Below are 14,706 nucleotides of genomic sequence, written 5' to 3' on the forward strand. Positions count from 1 at the left end.
ATGGCAAGGTCAGTTCGAGAGCGCTGCCGCCTGCTCGGCGAAGGCCTTGATGGTCGGGTTACGGGCGGTGTACTTGTCGACGTCGGCCTCGGCAAAGAGCTTGCGGATCAGCGCGCGATCTTCCTCGCTCTGCCGGCTCCACCACTTCTTCGACGCCACCATCACACCCGGGAAGGCCATGTGGTTGGTCATCGCCAGATTGCCGGCCTGCTGGTAGAACTTGAGCCCGACCAGCACATCCAGATCGACGTCCACGGCATCCAGCAGCTTGGTGGTCAGCGCCGGGGAGACTTCACTGATCGGCAGTGCCGTCGGTGCCGCGCCGTTGGCTTGCCACCAGTCGCTGAAGATCTCATTGGGGAACGAGCGGATTTTCTGGTTGGCCAGATCGCCCGGCGTCTTGACCGGCTTGCCGGACAACACATGACGCATCCCGGCAAAGGTGTAACCCAGACCGACCATGCCATGCCCATCCAGCTGCTCCAGCATTTCACGGGCGGCCGGGGTGCGGGCGGCGCCGCCGGCATGGGCGACATCGCGGAAGGTGTAAGGCAGGAACCAGGCGAACATCGACTCACTGCGGTTGGACAGATCACCGGCGGTGAGCACGGCAAACTGCAGGCCACCCGACTGCAGCAGCTGGATCAGCTGCGGATCACGCCCCAGCTTGCTCTGCGGGCTGATGCGGGTCTTGAACCGGCCCGCGGTTTCCTTCTCCAGATTGCTGGCAAAGCGCTCAGCCACCTGATGCCAGACATGGCTGGGCGGCACGCATGTGCCCCATGCGCAGGGTTTCGGCCTGCACCGCCGTGGTGCCCAGAATGCTGGCAACGGCCAGGGCTGCCGCGCTCAGTACCTTGTTGATCAGGGCCATGATTCCACCTCTTTGATTGTTGTTATCGGTTGTCACATCGGCAGACTGCGCGCGGCAGTCTGCACATTGCCGGATCGGCTGCAGCCAGCGGATCAGGCGATGAAATCCGGTTGCCGGGACGGCGCCGCGGCCTGGAAGGCCTGCTGGGCCAGGCAGTGACGGTAGATCGCCATCACTTTAGGGTAGCCACTCAGATCACAGCCCATGCGCTCGGCATTGGCCACCTGCGGCACCAGGCAGCAATCGGCCAGCGTCGGCTGCTCGCCAAAGCAGTACGGATGGCTACCCTGCCGCTCAAGCAGCACCTCAAGCGCTGCCAGGCCTTCAGCCACCCAGTGGCGATACCAGGCGTCCTTCTGCGCGGCATCCACGCCCAGCTCCTTCTGCAGATAGCCCAGCACCCGCAGGTTGTTGATCGGGTGGATATCGCAGGCGATCAGGTGGGCCACTTCCAGCACCCGGGCACGCGCCAGCGGCTCTGCCGGCAGCAGACGCGGCTGTGGCTGCAGTGCATCCAGGTAATCGATGATCGCCAGCGACTGGGTCAGCTGCTGCCCCTCGTCGGTGATCAGCACCGGCACGCCGCCCACCGGGCTGCGCTCGCGGTGCTCGGCACTGCGCTGCTCGCCACTGCGCAGGTTGATGCCGTGGTAGTCATAGTCGAGCCCCTTGAGTGCCAGGGCGATGCGGACCCGGTACGAGGTCGAACTGTTGAAGAAACTGTAGAGCTGCATGTCAGCCACTCCTGCTGGATAAAGGGGCCGGTCAGGCGGTGCGCTCCTGAATGAGCGTGGTGCCCAGCCAGCCCGCCACGCGGCGGGCCGGCCAGTACGGCCCGGCGGCCCGAACCGGTCAGATGACCTGTACGCGAATCTCGCCCAGACCCTCGACGCCACCGACCATCAGATCCCCCGCCACCACCGGGCCTACGCCCTCGGGGGTGCCGGTCATGATCAGATCGCCCGGTACCAGCTCGAAGAAGCGCGACAGGTAGGCGATGGTTTCCGGCACCGACCAGATCAGCTTGTCGATGTCGCTGCGCTGCTTGTCCTCACCGTTGACCTGCAGCCAGATGCCGGCATGGCTCGGATGGCCGACGTCTGCCGCCGGATACAGCGGCGCGATCGGTGCAGACTGGTCAAAGGCCTTGCCGATTTCCCACGGACGGCCCATCTCGCGCATCTTCATCTGCAGGTCACGACGGGTCATGTCCAGGCCCACGGCGTAGCCGAACACGTGCTCGTTGGCATCTTCCAGGGCGATGTTGCGGCCACCTTTGCCGATCGCCACCACCAGCTCGATTTCATAGTGGTAGTTGCTGGTCTCGCTCGGGTACGGCAGCTGCAAGGTGTCCTCATGGCGCACCCCAACCACGGTATCGGTCGGCTTGCAGAAGAAGAACGGCGGCTCGCGATCCGGATCAAAGCCCATCTCGCGGGCGTGGGCGGCGTAGTTGCGGCCGACACAGTAGACGCGACGGACCGGGAACTGCTGGTCACTGCCGGCGATCGGCAGGCTGGTGACAGCCGGCGGCTGGATTACATAGCTCATCATGATTTCCCTGAATCAGTGGTTTTCACGGGACTCGCGCAGCAGGCCCAGCGCTTCCTGAACCGGACGGTCGGAGTAGCTGAACAGCACGCAGTCTTCGTCACTCTGCAAGCGCACAGGCGCCCACGTGGGGACAACAAAAGTATCTCGGGGCTCGACATCAAAGTGCTGCTCGCCGATCTGCACCCGGCAACGCCCTTCGACCACCGAGAACACGGTGGCGTCGGTGCTGCGATAGGTCTGGCCACGGAAGCCCTTGGGCAGCAGCTGCATGAAGGTGGCGATGGCCGGCATCGGCCAGCCACCGGTCAGCGGATTGACATAGCGCAGCTTGACACCGTCCCAGGCGTCCACATCGTTCTGGCGTGACAGGGTGTCCAGTGCCTCGCGAGTGCGCGCATAAGGGTAGCTGAAGATCGGTGAGGTCAGACCCTGCGGCTGATGGCGCAGGGGCAGCATGTTGTGGCCAAAGCGCGCAAAGCTGTTGCCTTCCGGGTGGGTCAGCGGCTGCTCGGCCTGCGGATAGCTCTCCGCGAACGTGGCACCGAAGAAGCGCACCAGCGGAATATCCAGGCCGTCCAGCCAGACCACCGGCTCCCCGCCTTCGGCTTCAACCGGGTTGCCATGGTCGTGCCAGGTCCAGGAGGGCGTGATGATGAAGTCGCCCGGCGACATGGTGGTGCGCTCCCCATCGACCGCGGTGTAGGCACCGCACCCCTCGACCACAAAGCGCAGCGCCGACTGGGTGTGGCGGTGGCTGGGGGCAATTTCACCGGGCAGGATCAGTTGCAGGCCGGCATACAGGCTATTGGTGATGGCAGCCTGACCGCGCAGGGCCGGGTTTTCCAGCACCAGCACCCGGCGGATGGCCTCTTCGGCGGTGATCAGCTGACCGGCTTCCATCAGGCTCGGGCGCAGGTCGCGGTAACGCCACAGGGCCGCCACGCAGCCGCCGGTGGGCTGCGCCGGCACCAGGTTGTGCAGCTGCTCCCAGAGCGGGAACAGGTTCTGGGTGTCGATGCGCTGGTAGAACGCCGTGCGGGCGGCGCGGATCTCGTCATTCTGTTGCATGGGCCGGGGCACCTTGAGCCGGTCAGATGTTGCGCCTCACCCTCTCGGGCAAGGCCACCCTCCTCACAGGCAGCCCCTTAAGACTGCCGCCGTGTTCCGCCCGATTATTGGTCGCCGTGGCATACCCGAATAATGATATTTTTGGATGCCCTCATATCAAAAAAGGCATACCTTAAATGACCGACTGGAGCCGCCGCCTGCGCCTCAGGCACCTGAATCTGCTGGTCAGCCTCGCCGACACCGGCAGCCTCAGCGACACCGCCCGCCTCGCCCACACCACGCAGCCAGGCCTCTCGAAGTGGCTCAAGGAGCTGGAGGAGGATGTCGGTGACCCGCTGTTCGAGCGCCATGCCCGCGGCCTGCGACCCACGGCCCACGGCCAGCTGCTGCTCGACCATGCGCGGCGCATCCTCAGTGAAATCAGCCGCGCCCAGCACAACCTGGAAGTGCTGCAGGAAGGCGGCTCGCGCAGCGTGGCGCTGGGCACCTCGCCCGCCGCCGCGCCGCGTCTGGTGCCCGATGCCATCAGCTATTTCCTGCAGCAGCACCCGCGGGCGCAGGTACAGCTGCAGGAAAACACCATGAATCCCCTGCTCGACAAACTGGAGCGCGGCCAGCTGGATGTGGTGGTCGGCCGCCTCGACAGCTACCAGCCGCGCCAAGGGCTGTGCAGCGAGATGCTGCACAGCGAGCCGATGCGGGTGGTCGCCCGGGTCGGGCATCCGCTGAGCAGCAGCCGCGCCTTGAGCTGGGAGGATCTATATGCACAGTCCTGGGTGATCTGGCCGGAAGGCACGCCGATCCGCTCGCGCCTGGACACGGTGCTGGCCAATGCCGGCCGCAAGCCGCTGCCTTACCGGGTGGAATCCTCCTCGCTGATGGCCAATCTGTGGCTGCTGCAAAACAGCGACATGCTCTCGGTGGCCTCGGGCGGTGTGGTCAGCCACTTCATCGAGCGCCAGCTCCTGACGCCACTGGACTTCGAGCTGGACGCCGAAGGCTCGATCGGCATGTGCTGGCGCGATGAACCCTTGCAGGACAGCGCCACCCAGGAGCTGCTCGACTGCCTGCGCCAGGCCTCCCGCACCCCGTTTCGCCGCGACCAGAACGCAGGCCACTGACCGCCTCTGAGGGCCGCTGCGTTCTCACTGCGCCTCGGCGTTGGCCTGAATCCTGCGCAGCAGACGGCGCAAAAATTCCACCTCATCGGCAGTAAAACCTTGCAGGGCCTGCACCTCGACCTCCCCGGCCTGGGGCAGGATTTTACGGGCCAGCGTCCAGCCCGCCTCGTCGAGTTCGACATAGGTTGCTCGCCGGTCGGTCTCCGAGGCCACGCGGCGGGTCAATCCACGCTCCTCCATGATCCCCAACTGGCGCACCAGCGTGGAGGGCTCCTGCCCGGTCAGACGCGCCAGCTCGCCAAAGCGCACCTGGGTGTGATGGGCCAGCACAGCCAGCACCCGCCACTGCGCCAGCGTCAGCCCCGTGGCATCCAGCCTATGCTCAAAGGTGCGCAGCACCGACAGGTGCGCCTGATGCAGTAGGTAGGGCACAAACTCTTCAAGATCCAGCAATTTAGTTCCCCATGGAATGATTTATCAGTACTCAAGATACGCCCTAAGGCAAAAAACACCCTCAAAAAGATAAAAAACCCTAAAAACAGCAATTGACATTGTTCCATATGGAATCAAAAATCGAACCCAGCCTTACCCACCCCACGGGCTGGCCCTGACTCATCCGCTCCCCTAACAAAAGCGAAAATTCGAGGATTTCACGATGAGCACCACGCATCTGGGTACCGTAGAAGACCTGCCCAAGGACTACTACGAAAAACTGGTCGCCAATAATACCCTGCCCCTCTGGCCGGCCCTGCGCGCCGTGCTGCCCCACGGCAAACCCGCGCGGCGCACCCAGCCGGTGATCTGGCGCTACGCCGATGTACGCCCGGACCTGCTGCGCGCCGGCGAGCTGACCCCGATCGAAAAGGCCGAACGCCGGGTGCTGGTGCTGTGCAACCCGGGGCTGGGCCTGGACAACATGCAGGCCACCGCCTCGATCTACATCGGCCTGCAACTGATCCAGCCCGGCGAAACCGCTCCCAACCACAAGCACTCGCCCTCGGCGGTGCGCTTTGTCATCGAAGGCGAAGGCGGCTTCACCGTGGTCAATGGCGAGAAGCTGCCGATGGAAAAGGGCGACCTGATCCTCACTCCGCCCGGCCTCTGGCATGAGCATGGCCATGAAGGCAGCGGCCCGGTGGTCTGGCTGGATGCGCTGGATCTGCCGCTGATCTACGGCATCGATGCGTCCTACTGCACCGAGGGCACCTCGCAGACCATCGACAAGGTGGTCGGCACCTGCACCGCCCGCTATGGCCGCGGTGGCCTTTTGCCCTACAGCGCCCTCGACCAGAAAACTCATTACCCGCTGCTGCGCTTCCCCTGGAAGGACGTGCGGGCCGCCCTGCAGCAACTGGCCGAGGTCAGCCCTGCCGGCCAGCTGGTACAGCTGGCTTACGTCAACCCGGAAACCGGCGCCGAATGCCTGCCGACCCTGGGCTTCTCCGCCATCATGCTGCGCCCGGGCGAGCAGATCCGCCTGCCGCTCCGCTCGGCTTCCAGCGTGGTGCATGTGGTGGAAGGCGCGGGCGCCGCGCACGTCGATGACGCCCAGCACCGCTTCAGCGCGGCGGACACCCTGGCGATTCCGACCCATGCCGCCGTCACCCTGAGCAACGCCAGTGCGGATCAGCCGGCCTTCCTGTTCATGGTCGATGACGCCCCGCTGCATCGCAAACTCGGCATCTACGAAGTCTTTGACTGAGCGGCGGCCCATCCGCACTCGCTGACAACAACCACGGCCTGCCCGGCAGGCCCTGCGGGCCCGCTCGCCCGCATGACAAATGCGTGATCCTGGAGACGACAATGAATCAGCAACTTCCCGTAATCGTGGTCGGTGGTGGCATCGGTGGTCTGGCCGCGTCCCTTGCCTTGGTGCGCCAAGGCTTTGAAGTACTGGTGCTCGAGCAGGCCCCGCAGATCGGTGAAATCGGCGCCGGCATCCAGCTTGGCCCGAACGCCTTCCATGCCTTCGATGCGCTGGGCGTCGGTGACAAGGCGCGCAGCCGTGCGGTCTTCACCGACTACATGGTGATGCACGATGCCATCGACGAATACCAGATCGGCAAGATCCCGACCGATGAGGCGTTCCGCCAGCGCTTTGGCAACCCCTATGCGGTGATCCACCGCGTCGATGTCCACCTCTCGCTGCTGGAGGGCGCGCAGGAAACCGGGCGCATCCAGTTCAAGACCGACACCCGCATCGAGCGCATCGAGCAGGATGCCGACTCGGTCACCGCCTACGACCAGCGCGGCAATGCCTATCGCGGCGTGGCGCTGATCGGCGCGGATGGGGTGAAGTCGGTGGTGCGTGAAACCTACGTCAACGACCCGCCGCGCGTCACCGGCCATGTGGTCTACCGCGCAGTGGTCGACAAGGCCGACTTCCCCGAGGAGCTGCGCTGGAACGCCGCCAGCCTGTGGGCCGGACCCAAGTGCCACCTGGTGCATTACCCGCTGCGCGGCGGCGAGCAGTACAACGTGGTGGTGACCTTCCACAGTCGCCAGCAGGAAGAATGGGGCGTCACCGAAGGCAGCAAGGAAGAAGTCGAAAGCTACTTCCAGGGCATCTGCCCGAAGGCGCGCCAGCTGATCGAGCTGCCCAAGTCCTGGAAGCGCTGGGCCACCGCGGACCGCGAGCCGATCCCGCAGTGGACCTTTGGCCGCGCCACCCTGCTGGGCGATGCCGCGCACCCGACCACCCAGTACATGGCGCAAGGCGCGTGCATGGCTCTGGAGGATGCCGTCACCCTGGGCGAGGCGCTGCGCGTCCATGACAACGACTGGCACAAGGCGCTGGATCTCTATCAGCGCTCGCGCATCACCCGTACCGGCCGCATCGTGCTGTCCGGTCGCGAGATGGGCCGCCTGTACCACGCCGCGGGCGTCGAGCGCCTGATCCGCAACTCGCTGTGGAAGGATCGCAGCCCCGAGCGCTTCTATGACGCGATCGAGTGGCTGTATGGCTGGAACGTGAGCAACTGCCTGGCGCAGGACTGAGCAGGCAGCACGCCGGCCGGCTGGCCCGCGCGTGCTCAACCGGTGGGTTGTCGCGGGCCAGTCCCTGCACCAGGGCGCATTTGCGGTTACTCTGCTGGGCATGACCGATCCAATCGCACAAGGCGATGTCATGGACAGCCCGACGCCTTCCCCCACACCAGCGCACGATCCATCCCGCCAGGCGGCGCTCCGCGCCCAGCTGGCCCGGCATTACCGTCACCTCTACTGGGCGCGCGCCAGTCTGGTGCTCGTGCTGGGGCTGGTCGGCAGTGGCACTTTTGTGCTGCTGCGTGAAGAAGCGCAGACCTCAACCCATCAGTCCCAGTGGCTGAGCGAGCAGGCCGCCAGGCTACAGTTTCAGGTCGAGCCCGGCGCCAGCGCCGCCATCCACTGGCCCAGCCACGGCCCCTTCGATCAGCGTCTGGGCTACACCGCCCTGCCCGACTTCATCCAGCGTCTGGAGGCACAGGGCTATCAGATCGAGCGGCAGGCGCGCTTCTCCACAGCGCTGCTCGATTACACCCGCCTTGGCCTGTACCCGCCGTACCGGGAAAAGATCCAGGCCGGCCTGACCATCAGCGACTGCCGGGGCACGCCGATCTTTACCGCCCGCTACCCACAGCGCACCTTCGCCACCTTCGAGCAACTGCCGCCACTGCTGATCGACAGCCTGCTGTTCATCGAAAACCGCGACCTGCTGGACGCCGAGCGCGCCTTCCTCAACCCAGCGGTGGACTGGCCTCGTTTTCTGCACGCCGCCTGGAGCCAGCTGGCGCAGCGTCTGGATGCCGAGCGCGACACGGCCGGCGGGAGCACCCTGGCGACCCAGATCGAGAAATTCCGCCACTCCCCCGGCGGGCGCACGCCCGATGCGGCAGAAAAGCTGCGCCAGATGCTCTCCGCCTCGCTGCGCGCCTACCGCGAGGGCCGCGAAACCCTGCCCGTGCGCCAGCAGCTGGTGCTGGACTACCTGAACACCGTGCCGCTGGCCGCCGCCCCCGGGCATGGCGAGGTGCATGGCTTTGCCGATGGCCTGTGGGTCTGGTTTGCCGTCAGCCCCGCCGCGCACCTGCGCGCCCTGCGAGGCGGTGCGGATATCGGCATTGCCGAGCAGGGACTGGCGCTGCGCCGCACCCTGGCGCTGCTGATCGCCCAGCGCCGCCCGTCCTGGTACCTCAACCAGGGGCGCAGCGCCCTGCTGCAACTGACCGACAGCCACCTGCGCGTGCTGGCCACTCACCGGGTGATCAGCCCGGCGCTGCGCGATGCGGCCCTCACCCAGCCGCTGGTGTTCCGCGATCTGCTGAGCAATCCGCCCAGCACGACGGTGGACAGCGACAAGGGCCTCACCGCGGTGCGCACCCGCCTGGTGCGCCAGCTCGATCGGCCGCTCTATGCAGTCGATCGCCTGGATCTGGCAGTCACCACCACCCTCGATCAGCCGCTGCAGCAGGCGGTCAGCCGCTATCTGGAGCAGCTGGGCGAGGCCGATTTCGCCGCGCAGGCGGGCCTGCTGGGCGAGCGCATGCTCAGTCCGCAGCTGGTGGGCGAGGTGCAGTACAGCTTCACCCTGTTCGAGCGCCGCGACGGTGCCAACCGGGTGCGAGTCCAGACCGACACCAGCGGACAACCCTTCGACTTCAACGAGGGCAGCAAACTGGAGCTGGGCTCCACCGCCAAGCTGCGCGTCATGGCCACCTATCTGGAGGTGATCGGCGAGCTGCATCGCCAGCACGCTGGCCGCCCACCCTCCGAGCTACGCCGCGCCCGGGGCGAGGCCCGCGATAACCTCAGCCGCTGGCTGCTCGATCATCTGCTGGCCAGCCCAGAAGCCAGCCTCACCGACACCCTCGACGCCGCCCTTGAGCGGCGCTACTCGGCCAGCCCGAACGAGGTTTTCTTTACCGGTGGCGGCGCCCACACCTTCAATAACTTCCGCCGCGAGGACAATGGCCGACGACCGACCCTGCGCGAGGCGCTGCGCGAGTCGATCAACCTGCCCTTCGTGCGCCTGCTGCGCGATCTGGTGCGCTACAGCGCCCAGCACATGCCCGGCAACAGCACCGCACTGCTCGCCGACGACCGCCACCCGGATCGGCAGCTCTACCTGCAGCGCTTTGCCGACCGCGAGGGCACGGTGTTCCTGCAGCGCTTCTGGCGCAAGTACCGAAACCTGCCGCCCGAGGCGATGCTCGACACCCTGCTCGGTGGCCTGCGCCCCAGCACTGTGCGGCTGGCGGCCATCCACCGTTACCTGTTCCCCGAGGCTGATTTCGCGACCTTCAGCGCCTTTTTGCACCAGCGCCTCGGCGCGGGCGCCGGCAGCGAAGCCACGCAGCAGCGCCTCTACCAGCGCTATGCACCCGGCAACTTCGACCTGCCGGATCAGGGCTATCTCGCCCGGGTGCATCCCTTGGAGCTGTGGCTGATCGGCTATCGCCTGCAGCATCCCCAGGCCGACTTCGCCACCCTGCGCGAGGCCAGTCAGGACGAGCGCCAGGCGGTCTATGCCTGGCTGTTCAAGACCCGCCACCGCGGCGCCCGCGACAGCCGCATCCGCACCCTGATCGAGGTGGAGGCGTTTCTTGATCTGCAGCAGCGCTGGGCCCGGCTGGGCTTTCCCTTCGAGCATATGGTGCCGTCGCTGGCCAGCGCCCTGGGCAGCTCCGGTGATCGCCCGGCGGCACTGGCCGAGCTGATGGGCATTATCCTCAACGACGGCCGGCGCCTGCCGACTGTGCGCCTGGACAGCCTGCACTTTGCCGCAGACACCCCCTACGAGACCTACCTGCGCGCCCGCAGTGCTCAGGGCGAGCCGGTGATGCTGCCCGAGGTAGCGGCGGCGCTGCGCGGCGTACTCGGTGAAGTGGTGGACAACGGCACCGCCCGCCGCCTGCGCGGCCAGCTGCTGGATGAGCACGGACAGGCGCTGGCCATCGGCGGCAAGACCGGCACCGGGGACAACCGTCTGGATACCGTGGCGCGCAATGGGCAGGTGATCCGCTCGCAGGTGCGCAACCGCACCGCCACTTTTGTGTTCTTCCTTGGGGAGCGCCACTTCGGCACTCTGACCGCCCATGTCCCGGGCGAGCAGGCGGCCGGTTATCGCTTCACCTCGGCGCTGCCGGTGCAGGCGCTCAAAGGCCTGCTGCCGATTCTGCACCCGGCCCTGCTGGACGCTGCCGGCTGTACGCCGCCGCCCTCAAGCGCAGCCGCTCCGCAGGCTGCGACACCCTGACCGGGGCCGCGCCCCCAGCGCGGGCGCGGCCCGATGGAGACTCGCGATGTTGTTTACCAGCCCCCTCGCCCGCCCGGCCGCCCGGCACATCAGCCGGGCGCTACTGGCCGCCAGCCTGCTGCTGAGCGCCTGCAGCACGCCGCCGTCACCGACGCTGGAACTGCGCCCGCTGCAACCGGAGTCGGCCAGCGGCTATCAACCCAAGCCCGGCTGGACCTTCGAGCGGCAGGCGGTGGCCGCCGCCAACCCACTGGCCGCGGCGGCGGGCCTTGAGATGCTGCGCGCCGGTGGCAACGCGCTGGATGCGGCGATTGCCGTGCAACTGGTGCTCGGCGTGGTCGAACCGCAGTCCAGCGGCATCGGCGGCGGCGCCTTCCTGCTGCACTGGGATGGGCAGCGGCTGGATGCCTGGGACGGGCGCGAGACCGCCCCGCAGGCGGCGGACGAGCGGCTGTTTCTCGATGAGCAGGGGCAGCCTCTACCATTCATGCAGGCGCTGGTCGGTGGCCGCGCCGTGGGCACGCCGGGCCTGCTGAAGATGCTGGAGCAGGCGCATCGCGCCCACGGCCGGCTGCCCTGGTCGGCGCTGTTCGTGCCGGCCATCGAGCTGGCCGAGCAGGGGTTTGCGGTCAGCCCGCGCCTGCATGCCTTGCTAGCTGCCGATAACCACCTGCCCCAGGACCCAGCCGCGGCAAGGCTCTTCTACCCCGAGGGCCAGCCACTGGCCACCGGCGCGCGGCTGCGCAACCCAGCGCTGGCCGAGATCCTGCGCCGGGTCGCCGCACAGGGCAGCGCCGCGTTCTATCAGGGGCAGGTGGCGGACGCGCTGGTGGCCCGGGTGCAGGGGCATGCCGGCAATCCGGGCCGGCTGGGCAGTCAGGATCTGGCCCGCTACCAGCCGCTGCGCCGCGAGGCACTGTGCCAGCTATGGCTGAGCCGCTATCGAGTCTGCGGCTTTCCGCCGCCGTCTTCCGGGCACCTGACTCTGATGCAGATCCTCGGCCTGCTTGCCGAGCTGCCGGCGCTGGAGCAGCCCCTGGTGCAGCACCGCCCGAGTGATGAGTTCCTGCACCGCTACAGCGAGGCCTCGCGGCTGGCCTTTGCCGATCGCGCGCAGTACATCGCCGATCCAGCGTTTGTGCGCCCACCAGCCCGTGACTGGCGCAGCCTGCTGGCGGCTGACTATCTGCGCCAGCGTGCTGCGCTGATCGGCGCCACGGCCCGCACAGAGGTCACCCATGGCCTGCCCGGCGGCCAACCGCTGGCCCAGGTGCCGCAGGCCGAGCAGCCGGAGTTTGGCACCAGCCATATCAGCATCATCGACCGCGACGGCCGCGCCGTGGCGATGACCAGCAGCATCGAGGCCGCCTTTGGCGCGCGGCTGCTCAGCGACGGCGGCACCGGGCTGCCGGGGGGCTTTCTGCTCAACAACCAGCTCACCGACTTCGCCTTCGTGCCCCGCGATGCACGCGGCTACGGGGTGGCCAACCGGGTCGAGCCGGGCAAGCGGCCGCGCTCGAGCATGAGCCCGGCGCTGGTGTTCGAGGCCAACAGCGGCACGTTGCTGGCCAGCCTCGGCTCGCCGGGCGGCGCCGGCATCATCCACTTCACCGCCAAGACCCTGCTCGGGCTGCAGGACTGGCAGCTGAGTCCGCAACGGGCCATCGATCTGCCCAACTTCATCAACACCAGCGGCGCGCTGGTGCTAGAGCGCGGACGCTTCCCCGAGGCCACGCTGGAGGCCCTGCGCGGGCGCGGGCATACGGTCAGCGAGGAGGATCTGCCCAGCGGCATCCAGGCGCTGCAGCGCCGGGCAGGAAAACTGCAGGGCGGCGCCGATCCGCGCCGGGAAGGCGTGGTGGTGGGAGACTGAACACAGCGCTTGCCCACAACCCGGTCAAGGTTCAGCCGTGTCCGGATCGCCGACGGACCTCAGGCGCGCGGACGCGGCAGGCGCAGATAGAGCGCCTCGACCTTCTCCCGCGCCCAGGGCGTGCGGCGCAGGAAGGTCAGGCTGGACTTGATGCTGGGATCGGACTTGAAGCAGCGGATATCGATGCGCTGGGCAAGACCATCCCAGCCGTAATGGGCCACCAGTGCGGTGAGCAGTGCCTCAAGGGTGACGCCGTGCAGGGGATTGGGGGCCGATGCACTCATGCTCGCTCCGAACAGGAAATGGGGCTGCGCAGCATAACGGTTAATCGGCGGCCTGCGCGTCCGACGCCCTAGCATTGGCTTGAAATGCCGTTCCGCCCGCCCCCATCTACAGATCCATTTGCCAGCCACTACAGCGACGTGGCGCGGGTGCTGTTCAAAGACGCCTGAGGTAGCGCCCACAAAAAAGCCCCGGCCGTGCAGGAGGGCCGGGGCTTTTATGGCACGCGTGGCGCAAGCCCTCGCGTGCCAGGCATGGGTATGCCTTAGACAGCCAGCTCAGCGTTGGCCGCCACGTTGAGGTCGAGGTTGCCGACCAGACCGATGGCATCGCCTGCCACACCGGCCACGGCATCGACCACGCCGACTGCGGTGTCGATCAGACCACCAGCCACATCGACCACCGCACCAACCACGCCCACTGTGGTGTCAACCAGACCCACTACGACGCCCACGGCAGTGTCGACCACGCCAGCGGCTACTTCCAGCACGCCGCCCACAACGCCACCGGCCAGATCCACCGCGGTTTCAACCACTGCACCGGCCACATCCAGCACACCACCGACGATGCCGGTCGCGGTCTCCACCAGACCACCGACCACAGCGCCAGCCACATCAACCACCGCACCGACCACACCCACGGCCGTTTCCACGACACCGCCGGCTACATCGACGACTGCACCGACCACACCCACGGCGGCATCCACCACACCGCTGGCCACCTCGACCACTGCACCCACGGTGCCAGCAGCGATATCGACCACGGTGTCGACCACAGCCACGGCGGTGTCGACCACGGCACCGACCACGGCGCCAGCGACTTCAACCACCGCACCTACGGTGTCAACCACCGCGCCAACCACATCACTTGCCACTTCAACTACCGCACCAACCGTGGTGCCGACCAGATCGACGGCGCCTGTAACCACTTCACCGACCACATCAACCACTGCGCTGACGGTATCGACTACAGCCGTGACCACCGACTTAACCGTACTTACAGCAGCATCCAGCACTGTTTTAACGGCGCTGACAGTACTGGTCAGCGTGGAGCTGAGAGTACCCAGAGTGGATTTCAGTGCAGCAGTAATACCATTCAGGGAAGCAGAAAGATTCAGAGAGAAAGCCATGGTAATATCCTTGTAATCCTTGATCCAGAGCGGGAAACCGGCTTATCCGGCACTTCTTTAATGCAGTCGACTTCGAGGAAGTTCTTCTCAGCAACCGCCGGCGTACTCTAAGCAGGTTGTGTGACACCGTCGTTGCCGCGGGTGCATATAACCACCGATTTGCCGGCAAAAACCGAGAACTGCATCACAAAAGACACACGAGCAATGCCAGTTTTTTCTGCGCACTCCGGTAACAAAGTAACGCAACCACTGTCACAAAACTGCACACTTTTAGCGCAGCATTTAATCAACCGCTCTGCATCGCCAGTTTTGGCATACCCTGCCTGGGTAACAAACTCCAGCAATCACTGCATTAACCGCACGCACCCTCTGTTAATTATTAACCGCACACTTTCAGTGCACTTCATGCACGCTCTTTATATCCCCAGCCAAACAACGGATATATATCCCTGAATTGCACAAGGACTTTGAAGAAGTTCCGCCGCGCCACAAGAGGGTACCTCTAAAAACACACATCCGAGCTGAGCCAGGCAGTGACGAGCACAACTCCTGGCATCCGAGTGCCGGGGG

Annotated in this window: 13 protein-coding genes; 5 read left to right on the top strand and 8 right to left on the bottom strand. The window is 66.2% G+C overall.

What is annotated here, in order from left to right; genetic code table 11:
* Window positions 1–9: 9 nt before the first annotated feature.
* From MXC11_RS05225 to gtdA, 5 genes are all read right to left on the bottom strand, one after another.
* Window positions 10–771, bottom strand: coding sequence for a TRAP transporter substrate-binding protein (locus tag MXC11_RS05225; protein ID WP_250006197.1), 762 nt, complete (start codon window positions 769–771; stop codon window positions 10–12).
* Window positions 737–874, bottom strand: coding sequence for a hypothetical protein (locus MXC11_RS05230; protein WP_250006199.1), 138 nt, complete (start codon window positions 872–874; stop codon window positions 737–739). Before MXC11_RS05230 ends, MXC11_RS05225 begins: the two co-directional genes overlap by 35 nt.
* Before the next feature lie 92 nt (window positions 875–966).
* Window positions 967–1,608, bottom strand: coding sequence for a maleylacetoacetate isomerase (gene maiA / locus MXC11_RS05235; RefSeq protein ID WP_250006201.1), 642 nt, complete (start codon window positions 1,606–1,608; stop codon window positions 967–969).
* 118 nt (window positions 1,609–1,726) lie between these two features.
* The gene (locus MXC11_RS05240; RefSeq protein WP_250006203.1) at window positions 1,727–2,425 is read right to left on the bottom strand and encodes a fumarylacetoacetate hydrolase family protein; all 699 of its coding nucleotides are present in this window, start codon (window positions 2,423–2,425) and stop codon (window positions 1,727–1,729) included.
* 15 nt (window positions 2,426–2,440) lie between these two features.
* Complete coding sequence (gtdA, locus tag MXC11_RS05245) at window positions 2,441–3,496, bottom strand: gentisate 1,2-dioxygenase (RefSeq protein ID WP_250006205.1); 1,056 nt, start codon at window positions 3,494–3,496, stop codon at window positions 2,441–2,443.
* 176 nt (window positions 3,497–3,672) lie between these two features.
* Here gtdA and MXC11_RS05250 point away from each other — a divergent pair, with 176 nt between their 5' ends.
* Window positions 3,673–4,617, top strand: a complete 945-nt coding sequence (locus tag MXC11_RS05250; protein ID WP_250006207.1) for a LysR substrate-binding domain-containing protein — start codon at window positions 3,673–3,675, stop codon at window positions 4,615–4,617.
* A gap of 24 nt (window positions 4,618–4,641) precedes the next feature.
* Here the strand turns inward: MXC11_RS05250 and MXC11_RS05255 are convergent, their stop codons facing one another.
* Window positions 4,642–5,070: a MarR family winged helix-turn-helix transcriptional regulator gene (locus MXC11_RS05255; protein ID WP_250006209.1), complete on the bottom strand. Its 429-nt coding sequence runs from the start codon at window positions 5,068–5,070 to the stop codon at window positions 4,642–4,644.
* Between the two features lie 202 nt (window positions 5,071–5,272).
* Here MXC11_RS05255 and MXC11_RS05260 point away from each other — a divergent pair, with 202 nt between their 5' ends.
* From MXC11_RS05260 to MXC11_RS05275, 4 genes are all read left to right on the top strand, one after another.
* Window positions 5,273–6,319 carry a cupin domain-containing protein gene (locus MXC11_RS05260; RefSeq protein WP_250006211.1) on the top strand — a complete coding sequence of 349 codons (1,047 nt, stop codon included), beginning with the start codon at window positions 5,273–5,275 and terminating at the stop codon, window positions 6,317–6,319.
* Window positions 6,320–6,420: 101 nt separating this feature from the next.
* Complete coding sequence (locus tag MXC11_RS05265) at window positions 6,421–7,614, top strand: 3-hydroxybenzoate 6-monooxygenase (protein WP_250006213.1); 1,194 nt, start codon at window positions 6,421–6,423, stop codon at window positions 7,612–7,614.
* Window positions 7,615–7,714: 100 nt separating this feature from the next.
* Complete coding sequence (locus tag MXC11_RS05270) at window positions 7,715–10,852, top strand: transglycosylase domain-containing protein (RefSeq protein WP_250006216.1); 3,138 nt, start codon at window positions 7,715–7,717, stop codon at window positions 10,850–10,852.
* A 46-nt stretch (window positions 10,853–10,898) separates the two neighbouring features.
* Window positions 10,899–12,725, top strand: a complete 1,827-nt coding sequence (locus tag MXC11_RS05275; protein WP_250006218.1) for a gamma-glutamyltransferase family protein — start codon at window positions 10,899–10,901, stop codon at window positions 12,723–12,725.
* 59 nt (window positions 12,726–12,784) lie between these two features.
* Here the strand turns inward: MXC11_RS05275 and MXC11_RS05280 are convergent, their stop codons facing one another.
* Window positions 12,785–13,009 carry a VF530 family protein gene (locus tag MXC11_RS05280; RefSeq protein ID WP_250006220.1) on the bottom strand — a complete coding sequence of 75 codons (225 nt, stop codon included), beginning with the start codon at window positions 13,007–13,009 and terminating at the stop codon, window positions 12,785–12,787.
* Window positions 13,010–13,272: 263 nt separating this feature from the next.
* The gene (locus MXC11_RS05285) at window positions 13,273–14,136 is read right to left on the bottom strand and encodes a hypothetical protein (RefSeq protein WP_250006222.1); all 864 of its coding nucleotides are present in this window, start codon (window positions 14,134–14,136) and stop codon (window positions 13,273–13,275) included.
* Between the last annotated feature and the right edge of the window lie 570 nt (window positions 14,137–14,706).

Origin of the sequence: Pseudomonas eutrophicaquae, assembly GCF_023544715.1 — a bacterium.
Taxonomy (GTDB): domain Bacteria; phylum Pseudomonadota; class Gammaproteobacteria; order Pseudomonadales; family Pseudomonadaceae; genus Geopseudomonas.

Coding starts and splice junctions, on each gene's coding strand:
- MXC11_RS05240 (WP_250006203.1), bottom strand. CDS start 2,425: ATGAGCTATGTAATCCAGCCGCCGGCTGTCACCAGCCTGCCGATCGCC.
- MXC11_RS05280 (WP_250006220.1), bottom strand. CDS start 13,009: ATGAGTGCATCGGCCCCCAATCCCCTGCACGGCGTCACCCTTGAGGCA.
- MXC11_RS05230 (WP_250006199.1), bottom strand. CDS start 874: ATGGCCCTGATCAACAAGGTACTGAGCGCGGCAGCCCTGGCCGTTGCC.
- maiA (WP_250006201.1), bottom strand. CDS start 1,608: ATGCAGCTCTACAGTTTCTTCAACAGTTCGACCTCGTACCGGGTCCGC.
- MXC11_RS05285 (WP_250006222.1), bottom strand. CDS start 14,136: ATGGCTTTCTCTCTGAATCTTTCTGCTTCCCTGAATGGTATTACTGCT.
- gtdA (WP_250006205.1), bottom strand. CDS start 3,496: ATGCAACAGAATGACGAGATCCGCGCCGCCCGCACGGCGTTCTACCAG.
- MXC11_RS05265 (WP_250006213.1), top strand. CDS start 6,421: ATGAATCAGCAACTTCCCGTAATCGTGGTCGGTGGTGGCATCGGTGGT.
- MXC11_RS05260 (WP_250006211.1), top strand. CDS start 5,273: ATGAGCACCACGCATCTGGGTACCGTAGAAGACCTGCCCAAGGACTAC.
- MXC11_RS05275 (WP_250006218.1), top strand. CDS start 10,899: ATGTTGTTTACCAGCCCCCTCGCCCGCCCGGCCGCCCGGCACATCAGC.
- MXC11_RS05250 (WP_250006207.1), top strand. CDS start 3,673: ATGACCGACTGGAGCCGCCGCCTGCGCCTCAGGCACCTGAATCTGCTG.
- MXC11_RS05270 (WP_250006216.1), top strand. CDS start 7,715: ATGACCGATCCAATCGCACAAGGCGATGTCATGGACAGCCCGACGCCT.